This is a genomic window from Corallococcus macrosporus DSM 14697 (genome assembly GCF_002305895.1).
In the GTDB taxonomy this organism is placed as follows: domain Bacteria; phylum Myxococcota; class Myxococcia; order Myxococcales; family Myxococcaceae; genus Myxococcus; species Myxococcus macrosporus.
Genome location: NZ_CP022203.1, coordinates 2800778 through 2826328, shown reverse-complemented (window position 1 = coordinate 2826328; position 25551 = coordinate 2800778). Strand labels below are relative to the sequence as shown.

At 71.4% G+C, this 25551-nt stretch carries 15 protein-coding genes; 8 read left to right on the top strand and 7 right to left on the bottom strand.

Features of this window, described 5'->3' with window-relative positions; genetic code table 11:
• Nucleotides 1-7: 7 nt before the first annotated feature.
• Nucleotides 8-1468 (bottom strand): LVIVD repeat-containing protein, encoded by a 1461-nt coding sequence (locus MYMAC_RS11995; protein WP_239989500.1) that lies wholly within the window; start codon nt 1466-1468, stop codon nt 8-10.
• Nucleotides 1469-1653: 185 nt separating this feature from the next.
• Here MYMAC_RS11995 and MYMAC_RS11990 point away from each other — a divergent pair, with 185 nt between their 5' ends.
• Nucleotides 1654-5370: a PD40 domain-containing protein gene (locus tag MYMAC_RS11990; RefSeq protein WP_095958201.1), complete on the top strand. Its 3717-nt coding sequence runs from the start codon at nt 1654-1656 to the stop codon at nt 5368-5370.
• An 8-nt stretch (nt 5371-5378) separates the two neighbouring features.
• On the opposite strand, the gene MYMAC_RS11985 is transcribed toward MYMAC_RS11990, so the two are convergent.
• Nucleotides 5379-5852, bottom strand: a complete 474-nt coding sequence (locus MYMAC_RS11985) for a hypothetical protein (protein WP_095958200.1) — start codon at nt 5850-5852, stop codon at nt 5379-5381.
• Between the two features lie 268 nt (nt 5853-6120).
• On the opposite strand from MYMAC_RS11985, the gene MYMAC_RS11980 reads away from it, so the two are divergent.
• Nucleotides 6121-7920 carry a CotH kinase family protein gene (locus tag MYMAC_RS11980; RefSeq protein ID WP_239989498.1) on the top strand — a complete coding sequence of 600 codons (1800 nt, stop codon included), beginning with the start codon at nt 6121-6123 and terminating at the stop codon, nt 7918-7920.
• A 40-nt stretch (nt 7921-7960) separates the two neighbouring features.
• Here the strand turns inward: MYMAC_RS11980 and pbpC are convergent, their stop codons facing one another.
• Nucleotides 7961-10330 (bottom strand): penicillin-binding protein 1C, encoded by a 2370-nt coding sequence (pbpC, locus tag MYMAC_RS11975; protein WP_204817533.1) that lies wholly within the window; start codon nt 10328-10330, stop codon nt 7961-7963.
• A gap of 33 nt (nt 10331-10363) precedes the next feature.
• Here pbpC and MYMAC_RS11970 point away from each other — a divergent pair, with 33 nt between their 5' ends.
• Nucleotides 10364-11047, top strand: coding sequence for a phospholipase D-like domain-containing protein (locus tag MYMAC_RS11970; RefSeq protein ID WP_013938998.1), 684 nt, complete (start codon nt 10364-10366; stop codon nt 11045-11047).
• A gap of 21 nt (nt 11048-11068) precedes the next feature.
• Here MYMAC_RS11970 and MYMAC_RS11965 read toward each other — a convergent pair whose 3' ends face one another.
• Nucleotides 11069-16807: an alpha-2-macroglobulin family protein gene (locus MYMAC_RS11965; protein ID WP_095958197.1), complete on the bottom strand. Its 5739-nt coding sequence runs from the start codon at nt 16805-16807 to the stop codon at nt 11069-11071.
• A 265-nt stretch (nt 16808-17072) separates the two neighbouring features.
• On the opposite strand from MYMAC_RS11965, the gene MYMAC_RS11960 reads away from it, so the two are divergent.
• On the top strand, nt 17073-17795 hold the full coding sequence (locus tag MYMAC_RS11960; RefSeq protein ID WP_095958196.1) for an RNA methyltransferase: 723 nt from the start codon (nt 17073-17075) through the stop codon (nt 17793-17795).
• On the opposite strand, the gene MYMAC_RS11955 is transcribed toward MYMAC_RS11960, so the two are convergent.
• Nucleotides 17792-18046 carry a hypothetical protein gene (locus MYMAC_RS11955; RefSeq protein WP_095958195.1) on the bottom strand — a complete coding sequence of 85 codons (255 nt, stop codon included), beginning with the start codon at nt 18044-18046 and terminating at the stop codon, nt 17792-17794. The two genes, MYMAC_RS11960 and MYMAC_RS11955, sit on opposite strands and share 4 nt — an antisense overlap.
• A 203-nt stretch (nt 18047-18249) precedes the next feature.
• On the opposite strand from MYMAC_RS11955, the gene MYMAC_RS11950 reads away from it, so the two are divergent.
• Both MYMAC_RS11950 and sthA read left to right on the top strand, forming a co-directional pair.
• Nucleotides 18250-19059, top strand: a complete 810-nt coding sequence (locus MYMAC_RS11950; protein WP_095958194.1) for a pseudouridine synthase — start codon at nt 18250-18252, stop codon at nt 19057-19059.
• A gap of 50 nt (nt 19060-19109) precedes the next feature.
• Nucleotides 19110-20513 (top strand): Si-specific NAD(P)(+) transhydrogenase, encoded by a 1404-nt coding sequence (sthA, locus tag MYMAC_RS11945; RefSeq protein WP_095958193.1) that lies wholly within the window; start codon nt 19110-19112, stop codon nt 20511-20513.
• Here sthA and MYMAC_RS11940 read toward each other — a convergent pair.
• Both MYMAC_RS11940 and MYMAC_RS11935 read right to left on the bottom strand, forming a co-directional pair.
• Entirely contained in the window at nt 20497-20826 is a 330-nt protein-coding gene (locus tag MYMAC_RS11940; protein WP_095958192.1) for a hypothetical protein, read from the bottom strand. The two genes, sthA and MYMAC_RS11940, sit on opposite strands and share 17 nt — an antisense overlap.
• 41 nt (nt 20827-20867) lie before the next feature.
• Nucleotides 20868-21230 (bottom strand): nuclear transport factor 2 family protein, encoded by a 363-nt coding sequence (locus tag MYMAC_RS11935; RefSeq protein WP_013938991.1) that lies wholly within the window; start codon nt 21228-21230, stop codon nt 20868-20870.
• A 158-nt stretch (nt 21231-21388) separates the two neighbouring features.
• Here MYMAC_RS11935 and fusA point away from each other — a divergent pair, with 158 nt between their 5' ends.
• Together fusA and MYMAC_RS11925 are read left to right on the top strand one after the other, a co-directional pair.
• Nucleotides 21389-23503 (top strand): elongation factor G, encoded by a 2115-nt coding sequence (gene fusA, locus MYMAC_RS11930; RefSeq protein ID WP_095958191.1) that lies wholly within the window; start codon nt 21389-21391, stop codon nt 23501-23503.
• Nucleotides 23504-23588: 85 nt separating this feature from the next.
• Nucleotides 23589-25511 carry an ABC-F family ATP-binding cassette domain-containing protein gene (locus MYMAC_RS11925; protein WP_095958190.1) on the top strand — a complete coding sequence of 641 codons (1923 nt, stop codon included), beginning with the start codon at nt 23589-23591 and terminating at the stop codon, nt 25509-25511.
• Nucleotides 25512-25551 lie beyond the last annotated feature (40 nt).

Below are 25551 nucleotides of genomic sequence, written 5' to 3'. Positions count from 1 at the left end.
CGACAGCCTACTCCGCCGTCTCGCGGAAGATGAGGAGCCCGCGCGAGGAATCCGTCGCGTACACGTAGCCGTCCCCCGGCACGTGCACCTTGCTCAGGCCCTCCAGGAACGCCACGCCGTGGCCCGGGTCCGTCTCCCGCCAGGTGTTGTAGTACCCCACCTGCTGGGGCGCGCTCGGGACGGACACGTCCACGATGCGCAGGCCGTCCTGGCCATAGGCCAGGTAGACCTTCGTCCCGGCGAAGGCCACCGCGCGGACGGACACCTCGGGGCGCGTCCGGAACTCGCCCGTCCGGGACACCGTCGCCGGGGCGCTCACGTCCAGCACGCTCAGGTACGCGCCCCAGTCCTCACCCGCGTCGAAGGCGTAGGGGCGGTCCCCCACCATGCCCACCGCCGTGGCGCTCGAGGAGGCGTTGGCGAAGCGGCCCAGCAGCTTGGGCTTCGACGGCGTGGTGACGTCCGACACGGTGAGGCCGAAGGACCAGTTGCTCACGTAGAGCCGGCCGCCCATCGCCGCCACGTGCAGGGGGACCTCCCCCGCCAGCCGCTCGGCGCCCTCCACGAAGTACCGCCAGAGCTGCTTGGGCTCCGCGGGCGTGGCCACGTCGTAGATGTACACCTCCGAGTTGGGCAGGGGGGAGGCCGCGTACAGGACGTCGCCGTCCAGCGCGAGGTCGTTCACCTCCACCACGGACTCGGGCACGGAGCGCAGGCGCACGGGCGAGGCCGGGTTGGTGATGTCGAACACGATGACGCCGCTGCGGCGGCTGCCCACGTAGAGCGTGTTCCCGTTCACCAGCGCGTCCGTGAAGAAGTCGTCGGAGGGCTCCGACTTGTTCACCTGACGGGGCTGGGCGGGGTCGCTCAGGTCGAGGATGAAGAGGCCCTTGGCCCCCGCCGTCACGTAGGCGTGGCCGTGAGCCACCGCGACGTTGGTGACGGTGGCATCCGCCAGGCGCACTTCGCCGACCAGCTCCACGCCGGACGCCTCCGCCTCATCCGCGCGGCGAGCCACCCGGACGGCCTCAAAGGTGCCTCGCATGTCCGTGGCGCCGTTGGCGCAGCGCCGGAAGATGCCGGACATCTGCCCGGGCCCGCTCGAGGAACACCCGGCCGCGGCGAAGCGAATTGTCACGGCGGAGGCGCCGGTGCCCTGCTGGTACTCGCTGGCCAGGAAGAACGACTCCGGCGTGGACTGCCGCTCCGTGGCGGGGACGCCCAGCAGCATCTGGGTGTTGCTGCCCCCTCCCGACAACCGCATGGCGGCCGCGGCACCGGAACCGTCGTTGAGGTTGATGTTGAGGTTCCAGATGCCCTCGGGTTGTACGCCCGCGAGGCTCGAAAGCTGGCAGGCGGACAAGTCGATGGCCTCGAGCTGACACTCCGCCTTGGGGGCGGGCGGATTGTCATTGCCGCAGGCGGTGGCGAGGGCCAGGGTGCTGGTGACTGCGAGGAGGCGTTTCATGCCCCCCTCCATATCATCCGCCGCCATCGCCCGACGAACCGCCACGCTCCTCAGATTTCCGAGGGAGCGATGCCCACCGCCCGTCAAGTAAACGGAAAGAAATGGACGGGCCGCTTGTATACCCGGGCCACTGGGAGGCAGCCTCCCAGGCAGGTGTAGTCTCCCCCGGTGCCCCACCCACAGAGGTGCCTTCAGTGAACCCCCGTCCCCTCGCCGCTGCCCTGCTCGTCCTGCTCTTCCCGGGGCTCGCGCTCGCCCAGTTCTACGTCGTGCCCCGGAGGCCCGGGAAAACGCCGGTGAACAGCTACGAGTTCGAGTGGCGACACGCGGACATCCTCGTCGGCCCCGGGGCCACGGGCCTGGCGCCACCTCCCGAGCGGACCGCGCACGAGCAGCCGCCTGACGCCCCGGGTGGCGCCAACCCCAGCGCGCCCACCACGTCGCCGGACGAGGGCGACACGACGGCGCCTCCCGAGGGCCCCGCCCCGGAGACCACGGAAGGCGCCTCGGGCCCTTCGGCGCCCACGGGCCTGTCCGGCAGCACGCCGGTGGTGCTCGGTGGCGCCCCCGACGGCGGTGTACCGCTCGTGACGGCGGGTGAAGACGGAGGCGTCCAGGACGGCGGCGCGGTGGCCACGGCCGACGCGGGCACGCAGGACGGCGGCGCGGTGGCCACGGCCGACGCGGGCACGCAGGACGCGGGCTCGCTCGCCACGGCCGACGCGGGCACGCAGGACGCGGGCTCGCTCGCCGAGGCCGGGGGAACCGACGGCGGGACGCAGGACGCGGGCAGCTACCTGATGGCCGTCGAGTCCGACGACGGCGGGACGGTGCTGGGCGGTGGCCAGTCCGTGTTCGCCGGCGCGGACGGAGGGTTCAACTACACGTACGCGAAGTCGCTGGGGGACAAGTCGGGCGGCGTGCGCTTCTACTTCTACGAGCGCGAGCGCATGGTGGCCGAGCGAGCGGCGCCGCTCATCGAGGAGGCCTACCGCTACCTGGTGGACCGCTTCCAGTACGTCCCCACCAAGACCTTCCCCTACATCCTCTACAGCAGCTACCAGGAGTTCCTGCAGACCAACCTCTTCGCCGTGTCGGAGGGCACGCTGGGCCTCACCAGCACTGGCGAGGACCTGAAGCTGACGCTGCCCTACCTGGGGGACCACCGCCTCTTCGAGGAGGTCAGCACCCACGAGCTGGCGCACCAGTTCACCATCCAGAAGGTCCGCACCGTGGCCGAGCAGGCCAAGATGTTCGGCGACCCGCTGCAGGCCATCCCGCTGTGGTTCATCGAAGGCCTGGCCGAGTTCTACGCCAAGCGCGGCATGGACCCCGAAGCGGAGATGCTGGTGCGGGACCTGCTGGTGAACCCGGACCTCTTCAAGGGCTACGCCTTCCTCGACTTCTTCTCTCCCGGGCCCTACGGCTACCTGTGGATCTACAAGGTGGGCCAGGTCCGAGTGTCCTTCCTCGAGGAGGAGTACGGCGCGGGCTTCATCCAGCGCGTGCTGGAGGAGTCCCCGCGGCTGGCGGGCGGCTCGCGCGACACGCCGTCCCTGAAGTTCGAGGAGCTGCTGGAGCGGCTCACCGGCGACAACCCCAAGCGCATCTCCGCGCGCTTCGAGAACTGGCTGAAGCGCCGGGCCTTCAAGACGTACCTGGCGTCCGAGCAGTCCGCGCCGGCGTTGGACCTGCTCGACAAGGCGCCCGGCTACACCACGGCCATGACGTCCTCCCCGTCGGGGAACGTGCTGGCGCTGCGCACCATCGTCCCGGAGACGGGCGAGAGCCGCATCTACATGATGGATCCGCGCGCGCCGGAGAAGACGGTGAAGGTGACCGGTGACGGCGTGCCGGGCGTGGAGTCGCTGCACCCCATCTCCGGGCGCAGCTTCGCGCTGACGGACGACAAGCTGGCCTTCATCGCCGAAATCACCGGGCGAGACGTCATCTACGTGCAGGACTACAAGCACACGTCGGAGCAGCGCGGCGCGGACGTGCTGGTGCGCCGCAACGCCATCCGGACCGGCATCGACCGCGAGGTGGGCCTGGTGGTGGACCTGAACCTGGGGGACCGCACCGCGTACCGCGTGGACAAGCACGGCCTGCTGGCGGCGTACTCGCCGGCCTTCTCGCCGGATGGCCGGTGGGTGGCCTTCGTCGGCATCAACGACGCGGGCCTGCGGGACATCTACGCCATCGACCTGCAGGCGGGGCCGGACGGCAAGCCGCTCCAGCTCACGGATGACGTGTTCTCCGAGCGCGAGGTGACGTGGGGGCCCTCCGGCGTCATCTTCACGTCCGACGCGACGTCCCACCGCCAGTTCAACCTGTTCCGCGTGCGCCCGGACGCGCCCCGGCAGGTGGAGCGCCTCACCAGCGAGGAGCGAGACCACACGGCCCCGGTGGCCCTGGCCGACGGGCGCGTCTTCTTCACCGCCTTCAACAACAGCAGCTCCGACCTGCACGAGCTGACGAAGGACGGCCGCATCGTGCGGCGCACGGACCTGACGACGGGCGTCTTCGAGCCCGGCCCCGGCCCGGACGGCGGCCTGTGGATGCTGTTCCACGTCTCCGGTGAGCGCCGGCCCGCGGTGCTGCGCCCGCCGCGCATGCTGGCGCTGGACGTCCCCGCCGAGCCGCCGCCGGAGCCGCCCAGCCCGCTGGCGGTGCGGCCGCTCACGGACGCGACGAACTACGAGCCCTTCAACCGGCAGAACCTGGAGTTCGGGCCCTTCTTCGGCTTCGCGGGCGCGGGCGGCGGCGGCTTCGTGGGCCAGCTCTTCGCGGCGGCCAGTGACCGCATGAAGGACCACCAGTTCCTGCTCACCCTGGCGGTGTATGGCAGCTTCGACCTGACGGACGGCTACCTGCTCTACGTCAACGACAAGTCCCGCATGACGTGGGGCGGCGGCCTCTTCCAGTCGCTGCGCTTCCGCGTGGACCGCACCTTCGAGGGCGAGGAGGGCGCGCAGAATGCCTTCTTCACGTCCGGCGAGCGCTTCTTCGGCGCGCTCGGCAGCGTGCGCTACCCGCTGAGCACCTTCCTGTTCGTGCAGGGCGACCTGGCCGTGGGTGGCACGCGGTACTTCCTGGACGACTACACGGAGTTCGAGCTGTTCTTCCCCGAGCGCAACGCGGCCAACCGGGAGCTGCTGACGGCCTGGAACGCTCGCAACAGCGCCATCCGCTTCCAGACGGAGCTGAGCGGGCAGTTCGGCTACGACAGCCTGAAGTACCACTACGCCACCGGCCCGCTGTCGGGCAGCGCCCTCTTGTTGGAGACCACGGTGGGCGTGCAGCCCTTCGACAGCCAGGCCTACGGCAACGTGCGCGTGGACGCGGAGCGCTACTTCCCCATCTACGGCCGCGCCAACATCTTCATCCGCGGCGGCCTGGGCACCACGCTGGGGGGCCAGTACGCGCGCTCCTACTTCCTGTCCTCGTTCGACACGCTGCGCGGTGTGAACTTCGGCGACATCCAGTGGCTGCTCGGCCGGCACTACCTCTACTCCACGCTGGAGGCGCAGCTTCCGCTCAACGACATCATCCGGGTGGCCTTCCTCAGTGACTTGGAAGCCATCGCCGCCATCGACGCGGGCGGCGTGGGGGAAGGCACGGATGACCTGTGGAACCACCGCGTGGTGAACGGCGTCGTCGGCTTCAACCTCGCGCTGGGCCCCCTGCTGCTGCGCCTGCACTTCGCCCGGCCCTTCGACGTGGGCGCCGCGGCCGGCCAGCCGGACCCGGGCTGGGTGACGAACTTCTCGCTGGGCATCGCGGGCCTCAACGGCTTCTTCGACCAGGCCAACACCGGGAAGAGCACCGGCCCGGCGCCGACCCCCATGTCCCCGGCGCTGATGCCCTCCGTGGGAGGCGGCTACACCGGCCCGCGCCGCTAGCGGCGGCGTCAGGACGACTGCGCGGCGACGAGGGCGGCGTTGGCCCGGGCCATGGGCCCGCCCTCCATGGGGATGCGCTCGAAGTCGCCGCGCAGGGCCTTGATGGCGAACTTCTCCAGGTCGATTTCCCGGCGGGTGCGCACCCCGAGCGCGCGCAGCAGCTCCGACAGCGGGCTGAAGCCGGACAGGCTGTGCTGGAACAGCATGCCTCCCGCCACCGCGGTGAGCGCCCGCCAGCGCCCGCCCGCCCGCCGGCCCAGCAGCAGGCCCAGCAGGCCCACGGCCGACGCGCCCACGGCGACCGCGCGGTGGATGTCCCACTCGCGCTCCAGCCGGGCGAGGTAGCGCGTCATCTCCGCGCGGTCCCCCTGCTCGGCCATGTACCGGACGCAGCGCTCCACGTGCTCGTCGATGCGCCGGTTCACCACCAACGGCGTGTGGGCCCGCACGGTGTCGGACGACGTCTGGTTCCACGATTCCATATGAGGCCCTCTCTCCCCTTGAAGCTAGGACCGCCGCCGCGCGCCGTGCACAGCCCACCCAGGGAAAGGGGGCCCGAGCCGCCCGGCAGCCTGCCCCGCCAGGGGCCCCCGCGCGTCTCATTCCCTCCAGGGTGGGGCGAGCAGCCAGGTTGGGAAATCCGTTTCCCTCGCACGCGACGGCGGGCGCCACTCGCCTGCTCCAAGCGTCCGCTCTTCACCAGACGGCGGCCCTGGGGGCGGGCACAAGCGTTGCTTTGCGCCGGGGTTGATGACTCCTTCTCGATTGCTGCTGTGCCTCCCGCTGCTGGGCCTCTGGGCATGTGATGGAACCCAGGCGCCGCGGCCGCCCTCCATCCAGGACCCACCGGGCATGGAGGACCCTCAAGGCCCTCCCGGCGAGGAGGAGCCCCCACCCACGCAGCCGCCACCGGACCCGACGCCGGTGGACCCGCCCCCCGTGGACCCGCCTCCCGAGCCGCCGCCGCCCGTGCCCGAGGTGGAGCGGCCCTTCCAGATGCCGGCCGTGGCCACGTCCGTCCCCCAGTACGAGCTCATCATCCCCGAAGCGACGATGCGCCTGTTCGAGGCGGACCCGTGGACGCCGGAGCAGGACGGCCTCTTCCTGGCGAACGGGACGACGTACCGCGTGAAGGTGCGCCTGCGGGGCGCGTCCGCGCGCTTCTTCCCGAAGAAGAGCTGGAACGTGAAGTTCGAGGACGACGTGCGCTTCGAGGGGCGGACCTCGCTCAACCTCGTGGCCGAGTACGCGGACGCGACGCTGCTGGCGGAGAAGATTGCCTTTGATTTGCTGGAGGCCATGCGGGTGCCCGCGTCGAAGGGCACGCTGGTGCGGCTCGACGTCAACGGCGTGTACCAGGGCGTGTTCCTGGAAATCGAGCAGGTGAACAAGGCCTTCCTGCGGGCGCACGCCTTCGCGGACACCGACGGCACCATCTACCGGTGCGGCTGGAAGGACTGCGAATTCAAGATGGTGAAGGTGCCGTACCAGGGGGACTGGGCGAAGAAGACGAACGAGTCCCAGCCGGACGACAAGCTCTGGGAGATGGTGGGCGCCATCAACCACACGCCCGAGCCCCGGTTCGTCAGCGAGATGGAGCAGCGGTTCCAGTTGGAGCACTACCTGCGCTCCATGGTGTTGGACGCGCTGATGTCCAACAACTACGTGGAGGACTCGGAGAGCTACTTCATCTACGACCGCGCCATCGCCAAGTGGGCCTACGTCCCGTGGGACCTGAACAACGTGGACTCGCGCTGGTGGTACCCCATCAGCGTGGAGGACATGAGCCAGAGCACCAGCAACATGCGCCACCCGCTGTTCAGCTTCACCCTCATCGACGCGTGGGTGGCGAAGATGTACGAGCAGCGCAAGCTGGAGACGGCCTCGTACCCCGGCTACCTGCCGGTGTTCTCCAACCTGGCCACCCGCGTGGTGCTGAACCCCGAGCTGCGCGAGCGGCTGGAGGCGCGGCTGGACAAGGCGCTGGACGAGCTCTTCACCCCCGAGGTGATGGACGCGCACATCGACAAGCTGCACGCGCTCATCGACCCGCACATGCGCGACGACCCCTTCATGGACTACGGCCGCTTCACCGCGGGCCGCGCCTACCTGAAGCGCTACGTGCGCGAGCGCCGCGCCTTCATCGGCCGGGAGCTGGAGCGGCTGGCGCGGCAGCAGCCCACGCTGGTGCTGGAGGCCGTCCACCCGCGCGAGGGCTGGGTGGAGGTGGGCAACCGCACCTCGGCGCCCCTCAACCTGGGCGGCATGGTGCTCACCACGCAGCTTCGCATCAGCCTGGCGCGGAGCCCCAGCCACCTGCCCACGCAGGTGCGCGCCCCCATCGGCGCGGTGCTGCCGGACCTGACGGTGGCCCCCGGGCAGCGCGTCCGCCTCAACGCGGCGCAGCTCGGCATCCAGATGCCCGTCAACGGCGAGATTGGCCTGTTCGACGGGCAGTCCGTGGTGGGCGTGAAGGACCTGCTCTTCTACGGCGACCTGGGCGCGGGCAAGCGCTACGAGCGCGGGGAGCGGGGCTGGGAGGTGCGCTGAGCCCGGCGCTCCCGGCCATCCGGGGGCGCCGCGCTGCGTTTCACCGCCGCATGCGGACCTCCAGCGTCCGCTTGGCGCTCAGCCCCCGGTCATCCGTGACGAGAATCTCGTGCGTCCCCACGGAGGGCGTCCACCACACGCGCTCGTCGGCGCGCGCCGTGCCCAGCAGCGCCCCGTCCACGAACCAGGTCAGCGCCCGCTCGTGGGACGCCTCCGCCTCCAGCGGCACCTCCTGACGCGAGGCTGGGACGCCGGGAATCAGGACGGCCACCTGCCCCGGCGCCGGGGACACGATGGCGGGGGCCTCGCGCTCACCGCCGGGCTCGCAGCCGGGCGCGGCGGGCGGCGGCTCCGGCAGGCGCCGGTGCTGCTCCTCCAGCCAGCGGCGGATGGTGGCCGGCCACGTCACGTACACCCGCGTCTCCGTCTTCCGCCCCGCCCGGCACAGGGGCCCCACCGTCAGCCCCGTGGCCACGTCCACCTCCACGTGCTGGTGGTACGGACAGCGCGCGGTGGGCACCGCGGAGCGCCGCGCGTAGACGTGCTTGCGCCGCACGCACGCGTCGGTCGGCAGGTGCCCCGAGTAGGCGCAGACCTCCACCGGGGTCAGGTCCTCCGGCGGGCGCGTCTGCTCGTCCGGCACGTTGAGGCCACGCGGCCCCACGCCCTCCAGGATGTCGAACAGCACCGGCCCCGCCGCGTCCGCGCCCACCAGGTGCACGCTGGGCGTGTGGTCGAAGTTGCCCAGCCAGACGACGGCCGTGTGCCGGGGCCCCGAGCCCGCCGCCCACGCGTCGCGGTGGCCGAAGCTGGTCCCCGTCTTCCAGTGCACCCGGGCCGGCATGCCCGTCAGCCGCCGGCGCGCCGGGAAGTCCGGCCTGTCCTTCAGGGACAGCGCCTGGCGCGTCAGCCACGCCGCCCCAGGAGACATCACCTCCACCGGCGCGCCCGGCGGCTCCTCCCGGAGGAGCCGGAGCGTGGGCGCGCGCCCGTCCCCCGCCAGCGCCGCGTAGACGCCCGCGAGCTCCAGCGGCGTCAGCTCGATGCCGCCCACCGCCGCGGACAGGCCGTAGTAGCCGGGCTCCTGCACCAGGCTGGTGACGCCCGCCGCGCGCAGGGCGCCCAGGAAGCGCTCCACGCCCACGCGCTCCAGCAGCCGCACGAAGGGCATGTTGAGCGACTGGGACAGCGCGTACTCCAGGCGCACCAGCCCCTGGAAGCGGCCGTCGAAGTTGCGCGGCGCATAGCCGCCGTAGGCCGTGGGCACGTCCGCGATCAGGTGCTCCGGCCCCACCATCCCCAGGTCGATGCCCATGGCGTACAGCAGGGGCTTGAGCGCCGAGCCCGGCGAGCGCGGCGTGGCGAAGCCCACAATCTGCCCGCCGTGCCGCGCGTCGAAGAAGTCGAAGTTGCCCACCAGCGCGAGCACCTCCGCCTGCTGCCGGTCCACCACCACCGCCGCGCCGTTGTGGATGCCCCGCGGCGCCAGGCCCACCGCCGCGTCCCGCATCAGCCGCTCCACCATCCGCTGCGAGCCGGCCTCCAGCGTGGTGCGCAGCCGCGCCCGCTCCGGATGCCGCGCGCGCAGCCACACCGCCACGTGCGGCGCCTCGCGGGGAAAGGGCGTCAGGTCCCTGGGCACCGCCGTGGCGCGCACCTGGCGCAGCACCGTCTCCGCGGACACCCGGGCCGCCCGCGGCCCCCGGGGCAGCGCGTCCGCGTCCAGCAACCGCTTCGCCACGCCGTCCCGGGCCGCCTTCAGGCGCGCCGTGTTCCGCGGCGACGGGAAGCGCCGGTTGGGGTTCTGCGGCACCGCCAGCAGCGTGGAAATCTCCGCCGGGCTCAGGTGCGCCGCCGTGTGGCCGAAGTACGCGAGCGCCGCCGCCTCCACGCCCTCCACGTTGCGCCCGTAAGGGACGAACTGGAGGTAGGCCGCGAGCACCTCCTGCTTGGACAGCCGCACCTCCAGTTGCAAGGCCCGGAAGGACTCGATGATTTTCGACGGGAAGGTGCGAGGCCGCGGCTCCAGCACGCGGACGAGCTGCATCGTCAGGGTGGAGGCGCCCGACACCCGCCGCCCCGTGGACAGGTTGCGCGCCGCGGCGCGCACCACCGCCAGCGGATCCACGCCCGGGTGGTGGAAGAAGCGCTTGTCCTCCAGGGCCAGCAGCGCCTGGACGTAGTCGGGGTCCACGCGCTCCGGCACCGTGGGGATGCGCCAGCGCTCGTCCGGGGCGAGGAAGACGTGGGCCGGCGTGCCGTCCCGGTACTCCATCACCACCGAGGCGGGCGCATGGAGGCGGGCCGGCAGCGGCACCCGCCACGCCGCCACCCACGCGGCGGCGAGCAGGACGAGCGCGCCCAGGCCGAAGGGCAGCAGCTTGCGGGTGATTCGACGGGCACGGCTCATGAGGCGGTGAATCCCTGGCATATGCTACGCGCGATGAAAGCCCTTGAAATCGACGCCATCCTGACGTCCATCCTCGACGACAGGCGGCTGACGCCCACGGAGCGGCAGGCCTTGCAGGCCGTCCTGGCGGAGCGGCGGGCAGGCGAGGCCCTGCTCACCCTCTTCCGCTCCCGCGCCTTCGCCCTGGCGCGCGCGTCCATGAAGGACACCCGCTCCCGGGAGGTCATCTCCTGGCTGGAGGAGACGGTGCAGGCGCTGCACGCGCCCGAGCCCGAGGAGACGTCGCGCATGGAAGCGCACTTCTCCCCGGGCGAGGGGCCGCTCAACGCCATCCTCCAGCAAGTCCAGTCGGCGCGTGGCTCCATTGACGTCTGCGTCTTCACGGTGACGGATGACCGCATCACCCGCGCGCTGCTGGAGGCGCACCGGCGCGGCGTGCGGCTGCGGATGGTGAGTGACGATGACAAGGCCATGGACCCGGGCTCCGACATGGAGCGGCTGAGCGACGCCGGCATCCCCGTCCGCCTGGACAGGACGTCCGCCCACATGCACCACAAGTTCGCCGTGTTCGACCGGCTGCGCCTGGTGACGGGCAGCTACAACTGGACGCGCTCGGCGGCGGAGTACAACCACGAGAACGTCCTGGTGTCCGACGACGCGCGGCTGGTGCGGCCCTTCAGCCGCGCGTTCGACGCGCTGTGGGAGACGCTCGACTAGGAGCGCCTCCCACGCCGCGCGCTACAGCAGGTTGTCCTTCCACGGCCCGGACACCTGCACCGTCCGGCCCGGCTCACGCGCCCACAGGCGCGGGTCGTACATGGCCTCGGCCTCCGCGGACGGCAGCGTGAAGGCGCCCGCCGTCACCGCGCGCACCGTGTAGACGACCTTCTTGGACTCGCGAGGCCCCAGGCTGCCGAAGACCTCCATCCGGTCGTCGCGGATGTTCACGTAGTCCGCGGACCACAGCGACGCCGGGTCCACCCAGTCCGCGGAGCCGCCCCGGCCCAGCCGCGCGTTCTCGATTTCCCAGCCCGCCGGCAGCCGGTCCACCAGGGCGATGTTCTGCACGCGCTCCGCCGTGGTGTTGCGAATCTCAAGCTCCACGTAGACGAGGTCCGCCAGCGCCACCGGCGACTGCCCCAGGTTCAGCGCCGTGCCGTCCAGCTTGCGCCAGGTGCGGGTGAGCGCCAGACCCTCGCCGCCAGTGCGCGGCTTGCTGTCGGTGCGAACGCCCTCGCTGCTGAGCACGAGGTACAGCTTCCCCTCGTCCTTGGAGGCCACCTCCAACTGGAGGCCCTGCCGCTCGCTGGCCCGGGCCAGGGCCCACGTCCTGTCGGACGCGCGCGCCGCCTTGTCCTGCACCGGCGTCTGCACCTTGCCGTCGGCCTTCAGCACCGGCGCGGAGAACTGGGAGGACGTCCCCTGGAGCCGCTTGCCCAGGCCGGTGATGCCCCACACCAGCTCCTGCGTCGTGTACCAGCTGCTGTGATGCGCCTGGAGGGACTCCGCCACCATGCGCGCCAGCGGCTCGCCCGCCGCGTCCTTGCCGAACAGGTCCTGGAAGGTGCTCAGCATGAAGCCGCGGCGGCGCCGGTCCGAATAGAAGGACCAGTCGTTGCGCCGCTCGTCCGTGACGGGGGACAGGTCGGGGTTGCGCAGCTCCTTCTCGTAGCGGCGGTCACCCGCCAGCCACAGCGCGGCCTTCAGCATGTAGTCGCGCTCCTTCTCCTCGCCGGTGAGCGTCTTCTTGGCCGCCTGCTCCGCCAGCGCGTCCACCAGCTTCTGCACGCGCGCCTTGCGGCCCTTGCCGGCCGAGGACAGGACGTAGTGCATGTAGGCCTCGGCGCTCTCGCTGTACCCATTGCGGCGGCCTTCCCGGCGCTCGAACGTGTTCAGCTCGTTGGACATCCACGTGAGGGCGTCGTTCAGCCGGTCCTGCGGCACGGGGTACTTCAGCTTCTGCGCGTCCAGCAGCATGTGCGTGGCGTACGCCGAGCCCCAGTCCACCGGCTCGGTGGAGCCGGGCCAGTAGCCGAAGCCGCCGGACGGCGTCTGCATGGACAGGACGCGGTTGATGCCCGCCAGCGCCATGTCCCCCACGGACGCGCGCTTCGTCAGGGTGGGGTCCACGTCGTCCACCAGCTCGGACACGTACAGCAGCGGCCGGGTGGAGGACGTCGTCTGCTCCACGCAGCCGTAGGGGTACTGCACCAGGTAGGAGAGGTGCTGGAGCGAGCGCGCGTACGGGTTGGCCGTCACCCACACCGTGGAGCGCTCCGTCGTGGGCACCCAGCCCTGGAGGTACTGCGCCAGGTCCGTCGTCCCCTGCGCCAGCTCAATCTGCTGCACCCGGCGCTCGCGCGGACCGGCCGGGGACAGCGGCACGTCCAGCGACTCGCGCGAGGTATGGCCGCCGCCCTCCACCGTCACCGACAGCCGCGCCGCGCCCACCGCCTGCACCGCGCGGGCCTGGAAGACGAAGGTGTGGGACTTGCCGTCCGCCACCCGCGCCGTGCCCTCGCGCTTGCCCAGGAGCTGGAGCGGCGAGCCGGTCTGCGCGGGCATCACCAGCCCCGGCACCGGCAGCGACTCCGCGTCGAGCGTCACCTTCACGTCCTGCGCCTTGCCGGACAGGTTGGTGACGAAGACGGGCACCTGGATTTCGTCGTGCTGCGTGAGGAAGCGGGGCAGCGTCGTCTGGAGCACCAGCGGGTCGCGCACCAGCACCTGGGCGCTGGCGCGGCCGATGCGCCGCGGGCCCGCCGTCACCACCATCACCCGCAGCGCGCCGCGGTACTGGGGCAGCTTGAAGGGCACGCGCAGCTTGCCGTTGGACGGCACCGGCACCACGCCGCTCCACAGCGCCACCGGCTTGACGGGCTGCACGCGGCCCTCCGCGCCGCCGTCGCCGTCACCACCGGTGGAGCGGGACGCGCCGCCCGGAGGCACCAGCAAGGTCCAGCCCAGCGTCTCGTAGGTCTCCACGCCCAGCGCCCGCTTGGCGAAGAGCTGCTTCTGCGGGTCCGGGCTCTGGAAGCGCGTGAGGGAGAGGATGCCCTCGTCCACCACGGCCACGGTGGCGAAGGTGGGCCCCTCCTGCGGGCCCAGCGCCAGGTCCACCGTGAGGGTGTCGTTGGAGCGCACCTCCCTGGGCACGTTCAGCGTCACCGACTGCGTGTACTCCACCGGCTCCAGCGCGACGTTGCCCACGCCGAAGGCGCGGTCCGGCATGAAGGCCTCCGCGGACTCCAGGTGCGGGTCCTTCACCAGGAAGGTGCTCACGTACACGTTGGGCGCGTACGCGGTCGGCGTGAAGCTCCACGTCACCTCGCCGGGCTCCACCGCCACCCAGTCGGACGCGAGCACGCGGTCCGTCTCCGCGGTGAAGAGCATGCGGCCCTTGTACGGCGCCTTCACCTTCACGGTGATGGCCTGCCCCACGCGCCCCTTCGCCGGCAGCGCCAGGTCCAGCGAGGCGGGCTTGAGCGGACGCGGCGTCTGGTCCACGCGCGAGCCCTCGCCCCACCAGTAGTAGCGGCCCTCCCCTTCCAGCTCCAGGTCCGTCTGGGCCCCACCCGAGCGCACGCGCACGATGTAGCCCGCGGAGTCCCCGCCCGGCGTCACATCCAGCGAGAAGCGGCCGTCCTTCACCGCCACCTTGGCGCTGCCCTCGCGCACCGGCCGCAGGTAGCGCTGGTAGCGCTCATAGCCCTCGTTCTCGTCGTAGAAGGAGCCGTACTCCTCCTCCAGGCGCAGGTACTCCACCTCCACCGACTTGGGCGCCTTGTCCGCGGCGGTGACGAGCTTCCCGTTCCAGTCCACCACCACGCCCTTCACCGTGAAGGGCTTGCCCGCCGACACCTTCCGCGTGCTGCCCTGGAGGCCCACGTAGTAGGCCTCCGGGTGCACGGGCACCGACACGCGCCCCACGGTGGAGCGGCCGCTGCCGGACTCGAAGACGCTGGCCAGCGCGCTCAGCTCCCCCGCGCCCCGCAGCGCCCCCATGGCGCCCTGGGCCGGGCACCGCAGCACCGCCTGCCCCTTCGCGTCCAGCGCGCCCTGCACCAGGCCCAGCGTGACGGGGCGGGGCTCGCTGCCGTCCTGGCGCCACAGGCCGTAGGCGTACTGCGCGTTCTCCTTCGGCTTGAAGGCGGACGGGACCAGCCGGCAGGCCAGCTCCACCTTGCTGCCCTCCGCCGAACCGCCGAAGAGGTACGCGGCCTCCACGCCCACCGGAATCTCCTCACCCTGGAGGTAGCCGGCCTGCTCCGTGCGCGCCTCCACCTTCATGCGCTCGGGGACGAACTCCTCCACGTTGACGACGTAGTGGGCCACCTCGCGGTCGGCGACCTTCAGCCCCACGCGGTAGCTGCCCGTGTCCTGGAAGGCGTCGAAGGGCAGGTCCAGCGCCACCAGGCCCGCCTCGTTCGTCTTCAGCGACACCTTCTTCAGCTCGCGCTCGCGCGGGTCCACCACCACCAGCTCCACCGGCATGCCCGCCGGCGGCGCCTTGTCGTCCTGGCCGCGCAGCACCGCGGCGAGGTGCGCGGTGTCGCCGGGACGGTACACACCCCGGTCCGACCACAGCGACGCCCGGTAGGGCCGCTCCAGCCGGTAGGGCTCGCCCTGCACGTCCGCGTTGGCGATCTCCGTCTTCAGCTCGCTGTACTTGAGGTACGTCAGCTCCTCGCCGTCACGGGCGATGAGCGCGAAGGGCGCGCTGTCATCCACGCCCGGCGCCGGGACGACGAGCCGGCAGCCGTCCGCCGCCACCGTGGTGCAGCGCGCCACCACCTCGCCGCTCTTCTTCACCAGCGACACCTCCACGCCCGACAGCGGGTCGGTGCTCTCGATGCCCAGCGCCCACACCCACACCTCGCCAACGTCGGTGGACCCCGGCGCGGGCGCGCCTCGCTTGGCCACCAGGCTCAGGTTGGTGAGGAGGATGCGGCTGGCCGCGGCGTGGTGCGAGCTCCTCGCGGTGATCTCCACCAGGCCCTTGGTGTTCGCGGGCACCAGGCTGGCCACGTCCACGTAGGTGGTGACCAGCGTGTCCGGCGTGGACTTGAGGGCCAGCGTGCGCTTCGCCACCACGTTGGAGGTGCGCTCGTCCGCGCGCTCGCGGTGGTCGTCGCTCATCCAGAAGACGAGGTTCTCCGGCGGCACGTTGCGGACGGTGAGCTCCACCGAGTCCAGGTTGAGGTGCTGCAGCGGCAGGTTGCGCCACGCGCTGCGCGGCAGGTAGCGGCCGCTGGTCGCGAAGGAGAGCTGCGGGGGGCGCGCGGGCACGGCGAAGGCCTCCTCGAAGGTGGCCAGCAGCGCGCCGCCGCCCACCGACGTCGTCCCCGCGTCGATGCGCAGGGCGTAGGAGCCGCGCTTGAAGTCGCCGAAGATGCGGAAGCCGCGGCGCGACGGCGCGACGGAGAATTTGACGGCCGGCGTCAGGTGGATGGACTCCGCGGCGACGCCGTCATCCAGCGTGCAGCCCTTGTTGCGGTGGTCCCAGTAGTACGGGTCATACCCTTCCGTCTCGCGCGGCGAGGGTGGCGCGGCGCCGTCCACGTCCCGGCAGCTCACCTCGATGTAGGAGCCGGTGCTGCCCTGCTCCACCGACACCCGGGTGATGTCCATGCGCTTGCCCGCGCGCAGCTCGAACGCGCTCTTCGCCGCGGGGGCCGTCGTCTTCGCCCGCGCCGCGGCGGGCAGCCCCGCCTGGAGGCTGAAGTCCACGGTGCGGCCCTGCTTGAGCAGCCCGCTGGTGAGCTGCGCGCTGGCGGCGTTGCGCTGGGTGGGCAGGGTGCGCCACTTCACGTCGCCCACGGCCTGGCCCCCCACGCGGAAGCTCGCCCGCGAGCGCACCGCGGCGATGTCCACGGGGCCGGAGAAGACGGCGTCCACCTCCACGCGGCCCTTCACCGTGTCGAGCTGACGCGGCACCAGGCGGACGAACTGGAAGGGCGGCGTGGTGAACGCGTGCGACCAGTCCCCCGCCACGGGCGGCTTCACCACGCCCGAGTCCAACCCCACCGACGCCAGCGACACGGTGTACTTCGTGTCGAACGCGAAGCCCGCGCCCGACGGCGTGAAGGTCAGCGTGGACAGGGAGGACCAGGAGAGGCTGCCCGGCACGTCCGGGGTGAGGGTGACGACGGTGTCCTTCAGCACCTCCCCGTCGCGGGGGCGCACCTCCCGGGGGAACTCGATGACGACTTCCTGGGGCAGCGTGTCGCCCGTGGAGACCGCGCGGACGACGGGGGTGAGCGCCTCGGGCGTGGGCGGCACGGGCTTGTGCGCCACGGCCTCCGTCCCCGAATCCGCGGCCTGCGTGGCGGCGGGCGCCTGGGACGCGGGCGTCTGGGGGGCCTCCTCCTCCTTCTTGCATCCGGCGAGCGCGGCGCTCACCAGCATGGCCGCGACGAGCCAGCGCGAGCGCTTGGCCCACGGTGGCCGCTGCGTGACGACGGACTGCGAACCCATGTTTCCTCCAGAAGTTGACGCGTGTTCTTCACACGGCGTGCCGGACGAGGGCACCCCGGGAAGAGAGGGCTGTGGTCAGGCGCCCGCGGCTGTGACGCGTCCCCCACGCGTCAGCGGACCCGCAGGGTGTCCGAGGAGCCACACCGGCCGTGCCTCCCGGGCGCCTGCGAAGGCATTCGAGGCCCCCAGGCTAGCGGAGTCCGCGACGGCGCGGGGCATCCATCGCGGTCCTCGTGACGCGAGAAGGCGCTAAGGTGCCGCGCGCATGGTGCTGCCCGTCCGATTCGTCCTCATGCGCCCGCGCAACGCGGAGAACCTCGGCGCCGCGGCCCGGGCGTTGAAGAACTGCGGCCTGTCCGACTGGGTCTGGGTCCGCCCGGAGGTGGAGGACCTGGAGCCCGCCCGCAGACTCGCCGTCCACGCCGGGGACGTGCTGGACGCGGCGCGGCGCGCGGACACGCTGGAGGAGGCCGTGGCGGACTGTGTCTGGGTGGTGGGGACCAGCTCGCGCAAGGTCGAAGGCAAGCGCCGGCTGGCGCCGCGCGCGGTGGGCGAGGAGCTGGTGGCCCGGGCGCCCCAGGGCCCGGTGGCGCTCGTCTTCGGTGACGAGCGCAGCGGCCTCACCAACGCGGAGGTGGAGCGCGTGCACGACCTGTCCGCCGTGCCCACCGCGCCCGAGCAGCCCTCCATCAACCTGGCGCAGGCCGTGCTGCTGTACGCCTACGAGGTCCGCGTGGCCCTGCTGGAGGCCGCCGCCACGCCTCCGGGCCCCCTGCCCCTGGCGGCCACGGACGCGGAGCTGGCGCAGGTGGAGTCCACGCTGGAGGCCGTCCTGACGGCGGGGGGCTTCCTCGTGGACGCCCAGCCCGGCCGCACCGCGGTGAGGGACTTGTTCGCGCCGCTGCGGCGCTCACGGCTGACGCGGAAGGAGGCCCGCCTGTGGCAGGCGGCGCTGCACAGCCTGCGCAAGCGCCAGCCCAGGGCCTAGACGGAGCGCGGCTTCCGGGGGAGCCCTGTCTCTCGCCCCGCGCCAATGCCCCCGGGCCCTGACGGCGGCCCCTTGCGCCGCCCCGCCATGCGCAGCGCGCCCCAGGCGAAGGCCGCGGCGGCCACCACGAGCAGGAGGACCCACAGCCAGGTGGACGGCCCCGCGCCGGGCTCCCGGCCAATGGGCGCGGGCATCTGCGCCTGGGCGAGCGCTGGGAGCAGGAGCGTCAGGTAGGGAATCCAGGTGCGCATGGCGGTCTCCTTCCAGTGACGAGCTTCTTCGGAAGGTGACCATCGGCGCGCGTTTCCGCCCGCCGTCCTGGAGCGCGGCACAGGCAGCGCGGACACGGGGCAGCCGGCCGGACGGGGCCCTGGCCGCTCCTGGCGCCTTCGAATGACACGCCCGCGCAACTCCCGCTGTCGAGGCGCGCCCGGCCGGGTACAGTGCCGCGCCCATGCCTCGCAAGCCCGACAAGCCGAAGCCGCCGCCGCAGCAGCACAAACGCTGGGAGGGCAAGGAGAAGCCGGACTGGCTGTCGCGCGCGCTGGCCCGCGCGGGCATCTTCCCCCAGAAGGAGGCGGAGGACGCCATCCGCGCTGGCCGCGTGAGCATCAACGGCCGCGTGGCGAAGATGGCGCTGACGCCCGTGCCGCCGGGCGCCACCGTGAAGGTGGACGGCCACGTCGTGTCCCTGGAGGCGCCGCCCACGCGCGTGCTGGCCTTCCACAAGCCCGCGGGCCTGCTGTCATCCACCGAGCGGCAGCACCGCACTGGCACCGTCTTCGAGGCCCTGCTGCCGCAGCTCCCGCCGGAGCTGGCCGGCTACACGTGGCACGCCGTGGGCCGCCTGGACGTGGACTCCACGGGCCTCTTGCTCTTCACCAACGACGACAAGCTGGTGGCCCACGCCACGTCCCCGGACACGCGCCTGCCCAAGCGCTACGTGGCCACCGTCTTCAGCACCGCGGATGACGACAAGGTGGAGCCCCTGCGCCGGGGCATGACGCTGGATGATGGCCCCGCGCGCCCCGCGAAGGTGCGCGTGCGGGACGAGCACACGGTGGAGGTGACGCTCACCGAGGGCCGGCACCACCAGGTGAAGCGGATGCTCGGCGCCGTGGGCCTGCCGGTGCGCGCGCTGCACCGCGAGGCCGTGGGCGGCGTGGCGTTGGAAGGCATCCCCGAGGGCACCTTCCGCCTGCTCACGGACGACGAGGTCCGCGAAGGGCTTCGCTACGAAGGGCGCGCGCCCTCGGCCCCCTAGCCGCTCGCATTGTCTTCAAACGACTGGCGGGCTCGCGTACCTTCGCCTCCATGGCGGACTTCGACCTGGTGGTGATTGGCTCCGGCCCGGCGGGTGAGTGGGGCGCGGTACAGGCGGCGCTGGCGGGCAAGCGCGTGGCGGTGGTGGAGAGGGAGCCCGTGCTGGGCGGCACCGCGGCGAACACCGGCACCCTCCCCTCCAAGACGCTGCGCGAGACGGCGCTCCACCTGTCCGGCTACCGGGCGCGGGGCCTCTACAGCGTGGAGACGACGCTGCGCCACGAGGCCACCGTCTCCGACTTCCTCTTCCGCGAACGGCGCGTGAAGGACATCGAGCGCGAGCGCATCGCCCGCAACCTCCAGCGCCACAAGGTGGAGATCATCCAGGGCACCGGCGCGCTCGTGGACGCGAACACCATCGCCGTGCGGCGCCAGGACGCGCCGGAGCGGCGCCTCAGCGGCGACATCATCCTGGTGGCCACCGGCTCCTCGCCGTACCGGCCGCCGCTGTACCCCTTCGAGGACCCGCGCGTCCACGACTCGGACGAGGTGCTGGAGCTCGAGAGGCTGCCGCGCTCGCTGGTGGTGGTGGGCGGCGGCGTCATCGGCTGTGAGTACGCGTGCATGTTCGCCGCCATGGGCATCCCCGTGACGCTGGTGGAGGCGCGCGCGGAGCTGCTGCCCTTCCTCGACGACGAGTTCTCCGCGCTGCTGGGCCAGCGCATGGAGGCGCTCGGCATCCAGCTCCGCTTCGGGCAGGTGGTGGAGCAGGTGGAGGTGCCGCAGGACGAGGACACGCCCATCCGGATGCGGCTGTCCTCCGGCGCCGCGCTGGAGACGGACCAGGTCCTGGTCGCCTCCGGCCGCACCGCGAACACCGCGGGCCTGGGCCTGGAGGCCCTGGGCGTGAAGGTGGGCCCGCGCGGCCAGGTGGAGGTGGGCCCCACGTACCAGACGGCCCTGCCCCACCTCTACGCCGTGGGGGACGTCATCGGCTTCCCGGCGCTGGCCTCCACCTCCATGGACCAGGCGCGCATCGCGGTGGAGCACGCGTTCAGCCTGGGCGGGGTGCGCACCATGGCGCCGGTGCTGCCCTACGGCATCTACACCATCCCCGAGGTGTCCATGGCCGGTGAGACGGAGGAGGCCCTGCGCAAGCTGAACGTGCCCTACGTGGCCGGCCGCGCCGCCTTCGCCACCAACCCGCGCGGACAGATTCTGGGTGACACCCACGGCCTGCTGAAGCTCCTCTTCCACCGGGAGAGCCTCAAGCTGCTGGGCGTGCACGTCCTGGGGCCCCAGGCCTCCGAGCTGGTGCACGTGGGCCTCACGGCCCTGCTCACCGGCGCCAGCGCCCGGCTCTTCGTGGAGACGTGCTTCAACTACCCGACGCTGTCGGAGGCCTACAAGGCGGCCACCTTCGACGCGCTGGACCAGCTCAGCGGTTGCCCCTGAGGCTCCCCACCGTGAGGCCCGTGGCGAAGGGGACCGCCTCGTGCAGGTCGTCCGCCGAGCCCCGCGCCAGCCGGGGGGCCTCGGCGGGCGCTTCCGGTGCCGGCGTGGGTGCGGGGGCGCCTCGGCCTTGCGCCCCGCCGAGCAGCTCCTGGATGCGCTGCCAGCGCGCCCTCTCCTCCACCATCAGCCGGGTGAGCTCGGCGCGGGAGGACGCATCCTCCAGATCGGCCGCGGCCGCCGCCACGCGGTCCAGGAACGGCATCAGGTAACCGAAGTCCCGCTCGAAGGCGCTGGGGTTCGAGTTCTTCGCCATGGCCGGGCACGCTAGCCCACTTCCCGGCACGTGGGGGGACTTCAGCCGTGGTACACGCGCGAGGCGACAATCCGGCCGTCGCGCACCTCGAAGACCTCCGCCACCGGCATGGGCGCCTCTCCCGGCGCGTGGCGCAGGTACTCCATGAACACGCGGTCCTCGTCCGCCGTGAGGGCCACCAGCTCATACCGCAGCCCCGGCAGCCGGGCGTTGGCCGCCTTCCACCAGGCAGACAAGGCCTGCCGCCCCACCAGCCGCCCGCCTGTCTCCGGGTGCAGTCCCCGGATTTTTGGCGAGGTGTGGGTGGCGTCCTCGGCGTACAACGCCACCAGCGCGTCCACGTCGTAGGCGTTGAAAGCGTCCAGCCAGGCTCGGGCCAGGGAGAAGTTTTTCGTCGCGCTCATCGTTAGAAACCCCAACTGAAAACGGCGCAGAGTAGGCGGAGGTAGGCCCAGGTGGGTCAACCTCCATGCGGATTTGGCTGGAAACTACGTCCTGTGGGAAGTAGAGGCCCCGCCTGCTCTGTTCCGTCAGGCACTTTCAAGAAAAGAAGGACCGGATCGTGGCCGCCAACGCACCCATCGAGAAGATTCGAAACATCGGTATCTCCGCCCACATCGACTCGGGCAAGACGACGCTCTCCGAGCGCATCCTGTTCTACACGGGTCGGATTCACGAGATCCACGAGGTCCGCGGCAAGGACGGCGTGGGCGCGATCATGGACTCGATGGACCTGGAGCGTGAGAAGGGCATCACCATCCAGTCCGCCGCCACGTTCGCGATGTGGGGCGACCACAACATCAACCTCATCGACACCCCGGGGCACGTGGACTTCACCATCGAGGTGGAGCGCTCGCTCCGCGTGCTCGATGGCGCCATCCTGGTCCTCTGCTCGGTGGCCGGCGTGCAGTCGCAGTCCATCACCGTGGACCGCCAGATGAAGCGCTACCGCGTCCCGCGCATCGCGTTCGTCAACAAGATGGACCGCGCCGGCGCGAACTATGACCGCGTGGCCGCGCAGCTGAAGGAGAAGCTGAACCACCACCCGGTGAAGCTCCAGCTGCCCATCGGCGCCGAGGACCGGCTCAAGGGCCTGGTCGACCTCATCAAGATGAAGGCGTTCTACTTCGACGGCGAGAGCGGGGAGACCGTCCGCGAGGAGGAGATTCCGGCGGAGCTGGTCGAGGAGGCCAAGACGCGCCGCCAGCAGATGATCGAAGGCGTGGCCGAGGTCGACGACCAGCTCGGCGAGCTGTTCCTCGCCGACGAGCCCATCTCCAACGAGCTGCTGGTCGCCGCCATCCGCCGGGCCACCATCGGCCTGAAGATGACGCCGGTCATGTGCGGCTCCGCGTACAAGAACAAGGGCGTGCAGCTGCTCCTGGACGCCGTCTGCTCGTACCTCCCGAACCCCAAGGAGGCGACGAACGAGGCGCTGGACCAGAAGAACAACGAGGCGAAGGTCGTCCTCGAGTCCGACCCGGAGAAGCCCTTCGTCGGCCTGGCGTTCAAGCTGGAAGACGGCCGCTACGGGCAGCTGACGTACATGCGCATCTACCAGGGCCGCGTTTCGAAGGGTGACTTCATCATCAACCAGTCGAACCAGAAGAAGGTCAAGGTTCCGCGCATCGTCCGCATGCACTCCAGCCAGATGAACGACATCAACGACGCCACCGCCGGTGACATCGTTGCGCTGTTCGGCATCGAGTGCGCGTCCGGCGACACGTTCACCGACGGCACCGTGAACTACACGATGACGTCCATGCACGTGCCGGACGCCGTGATTTCGCTCGCCGTGGCCCCCAAGGACCGCTCCGCGCTGGCCAACTTCTCCAAGGCGCTGAACCGGTTCACCAAGGAGGACCCCACCTTCCGCGTGCACCGTGACGAGGAGTCCGGGCAGACCATCATCCGCGGCATGGGTGAGCTCCACCTGGAGATCTACATCGAGCGCATGAAGCGCGAGTACAACTGCGAGGTCCAGGCCGGCAAGCCGCAGGTGGCGTACCGGGAGACCATCAGCCAGAAGGGCGAGTTCGCGTACACGCACAAGAAGCAGACGGGTGGCTCCGGCCAGTTCGCCCGCGTGTGCGGCTACCTGGAGCCGCTGCCCTCGGACGCGGTGCAGCAGTACGAGTTCGTGGACGACATCGTGGGCGGCGCCATCCCCCGCGAGTTCATCCCGGCCTGCGACAAGGGCTTCACCGAGGCCGTGAAGAAGGGCAGCCTCATCGGCTTCCCCGTCGTGGGCGTGCGCGTGGTCATCAACGACGGCGCCTTCCACGCGGTCGACTCGTCCGAAATGGCGTTCAAGACGGCCGCCATCATGGGCTTCCGTGAGGGCTACGCCGCCGCCAAGCCCATCATCCTCGAGCCGATGATGAAGGTGGAGGTCCAGGCGCCCGAGGACTTCCAGGGCTCCGTCGTCGGTCAGCTCAACCAGCGCCGCGGCACCATCCTCTCCACCGAGACGGCCGAGGGCTACGTCACGGCGGTGGCCGAGGTGCCGCTGAACACGATGTTCGGCTACTCCACGGACCTGCGCTCCGCCACCCAGGGCAAGGGCGAGTACACGATGGAGTTCTCCCGCTACACGCCGGTGCCCCGGAACGAGTCCGAGGCCCTGATGGCGGCGTACAAGGAGAAGCTGGCCGCGGAGCAGGCCGCGCGCAAGTAGTCCGCGCATCCGCCACCCACTGGCGGTAAGGAAGGCGTCCCTCTTCATCGAGGGGCGCCTTTCGCCTTTTCAGGAGTCCAATCCCGTGACGCTGCTCCGTGCCGCCAACGTCCAGCTCAGCTTCGGAAGCCGCACCGTCTTCCAGGGCCTCACCTTCACCATCGAGGAGGGCGAGCGCGTGGGCCTGGTGGGCGTCAACGGCTCCGGCAAGTCGTCGCTGATGAAGATATTGGCCGGCGCCGCCCGCGCGGACACCGGCGAGCTGCAGCTCCGCCGCGGCGCCCGCGTCACCTACCTGCCCCAGGAGCCGGAGTTCCCCGAGGGCGCCACGGTGGCCTCGGAGCTGTCGGTGTCCCAGGGGCCGCTGAAGGAGGCCCTGGCCGCCCACGCGGAGCTGGCGAAGCGGATGGAGTCCGCCCCGGCCGGGGAGCAGGAGAAGCTGATGACGCAGTTCTCCGCGCTCAGCGACCGCATCGAGCAGATGGGCGGCTGGGACACCGAGCACCACGCGAAGACGCTGCTGGACAGGCTGGGCGTGAAGGACTGGGAGCGGCCGGTGGCGCAGCTCTCCGGTGGCCTGCGCAAGCGCGTGGCCATTGCCCGCGCCCTGCTGACGCGGCCGGACCTGCTGCTGCTGGACGAGCCCACCAACCACCTGGACGCGGACACCGTGGACTGGCTGGAGGAGGAGCTGGACAAGCTGCCCGGGGCGCTGCTGCTCGTCACCCACGACCGGTACTTCCTGGACGGGCTGGTGGACCGCATCGTCGAAATCCAGCCCGGTGAGGGCGTGACGTCCTACCCCGGCAACTACCAGGCCTACGTGGAGCAGAAGCTGGTGGCGCAGGAGAACGCCGCGCTGGCGCAGCACAAGCGCGAGCGCTGGATTGCCCAGGAGGTGGCCTGGCTGCGCAAGGGCCCGGAGGCCCGCCGCACCAAGAGCAAGGCGCGCATCGAGCGCGCGCAGAAGCTGATGGCAGAGAAGGGCTTCCAGCGCCCCAAGGTGGCGGAGCTGCGCGTGGCGGCGGCGCCCCGGCTGGGCCACACCGTGATTGAAGCGGAGGGCGTGACGAAGGCCTTCGGCGACCGCAAGGTGCTGGACGGCGTGGACTTCCGCCTCCAGCGCGGCGAGCGCGTGGGCCTGGTGGGCCCCAATGGCGTGGGCAAGACGACCTTCCTGCGCGTGCTGCTGGGCGAGCTGGAGCCCGACGGCGGCCAGCTCGTCATCGGGAAGAACACGAAGGTGGCCTACTACGACCAGAGCCGGGCGCAGTTGGACCTGGAGGCCACCGTGTACGACGCGGCCTCGCAGGGCGAGGACTGGGTGGAGCTGGGCGAGCAGAAGATTGCCCTGCGCGACTACCTGGACGACCTGCTCTTCCCCGTGCCCATGCAGCGCATGAAGGTGAAGGCCCTGTCGGGCGGCGAGCGCAACCGGCTGCTGCTGGCGCGCCTGTTCCTGGAGGGCGCCAACGTGCTGGTGCTGGACGAGCCCACCAACGACCTGGACATCGTCACCCTCAACATCCTGGAGCGGCTGCTGCTGGACTTCGGCGGCAGCACCCTGCTCGTCACGCACGACCGGTACTTCCTGGACAAGGTGGCCACCAGCATCCTCACCTTCGAAGGTGAGGGCCGCGTCACCCGCTACGAGGGCAACTACGCCATGTACCGGCGGCTGAAGGAGCAGTCGGACGCCAAGGCCGCGTCCCCCGCCGCTCCAAAGCCGGCCCCCAAGCCGGACGAGCCCGCGCCCGCCAAGGCCGCGCGCAAGCCCGGGAAGCTCTCCTACAAGGACCAGCGCGAGCTGGACGGCATGGAGGCCACCATCGAGGCCGCCGAGTCGCGCAAGGCCGCGCTGGAGGCCGAGCTCGCCGACCCCGCCGTGTACAGCAACGGCCCCAAGGTGGCGGAGGTGCAGAAGGCGCTGGACGCCGCCGCCGCCGAGGTGGACCGGCTCTACGCGCGCTGGCAGGAGCTGCAGGACCTGGCCGCCGCCGGCGCCTGACGGGCAGGCGTCTGTCCATTCCCAGCCCTGTCTGGGAATG

Excerpts from the sequence above, each read along its gene's own strand:
- sthA (WP_095958193.1), top strand. The coding sequence starts at position 19,110 with ATGGCGGACTTCGACCTGGTGGTGATTGGCTCCGGCCCGGCGGGTGAG.
- pbpC (WP_204817533.1), bottom strand. The coding sequence starts at position 10,330 with ATGAGCCGTGCCCGTCGAATCACCCGCAAGCTGCTGCCCTTCGGCCTG.
- MYMAC_RS11995 (WP_239989500.1), bottom strand. The coding sequence starts at position 1,468 with ATGAAACGCCTCCTCGCAGTCACCAGCACCCTGGCCCTCGCCACCGCC.
- MYMAC_RS11970 (WP_013938998.1), top strand. The coding sequence starts at position 10,364 with ATGAAAGCCCTTGAAATCGACGCCATCCTGACGTCCATCCTCGACGAC.
- MYMAC_RS11985 (WP_095958200.1), bottom strand. The coding sequence starts at position 5,852 with ATGGAATCGTGGAACCAGACGTCGTCCGACACCGTGCGGGCCCACACG.
- MYMAC_RS11935 (WP_013938991.1), bottom strand. The coding sequence starts at position 21,230 with ATGAGCGCGACGAAAAACTTCTCCCTGGCCCGAGCCTGGCTGGACGCT.
- MYMAC_RS11955 (WP_095958195.1), bottom strand. The coding sequence starts at position 18,046 with ATGCGCACCTGGATTCCCTACCTGACGCTCCTGCTCCCAGCGCTCGCC.
- MYMAC_RS11965 (WP_095958197.1), bottom strand. The coding sequence starts at position 16,807 with ATGGGTTCGCAGTCCGTCGTCACGCAGCGGCCACCGTGGGCCAAGCGC.
- MYMAC_RS11960 (WP_095958196.1), top strand. The coding sequence starts at position 17,073 with ATGGTGCTGCCCGTCCGATTCGTCCTCATGCGCCCGCGCAACGCGGAG.
- MYMAC_RS11940 (WP_095958192.1), bottom strand. The coding sequence starts at position 20,826 with ATGGCGAAGAACTCGAACCCCAGCGCCTTCGAGCGGGACTTCGGTTAC.
- MYMAC_RS11950 (WP_095958194.1), top strand. The coding sequence starts at position 18,250 with ATGCCTCGCAAGCCCGACAAGCCGAAGCCGCCGCCGCAGCAGCACAAA.
- MYMAC_RS11980 (WP_239989498.1), top strand. The coding sequence starts at position 6,121 with ATGACTCCTTCTCGATTGCTGCTGTGCCTCCCGCTGCTGGGCCTCTGG.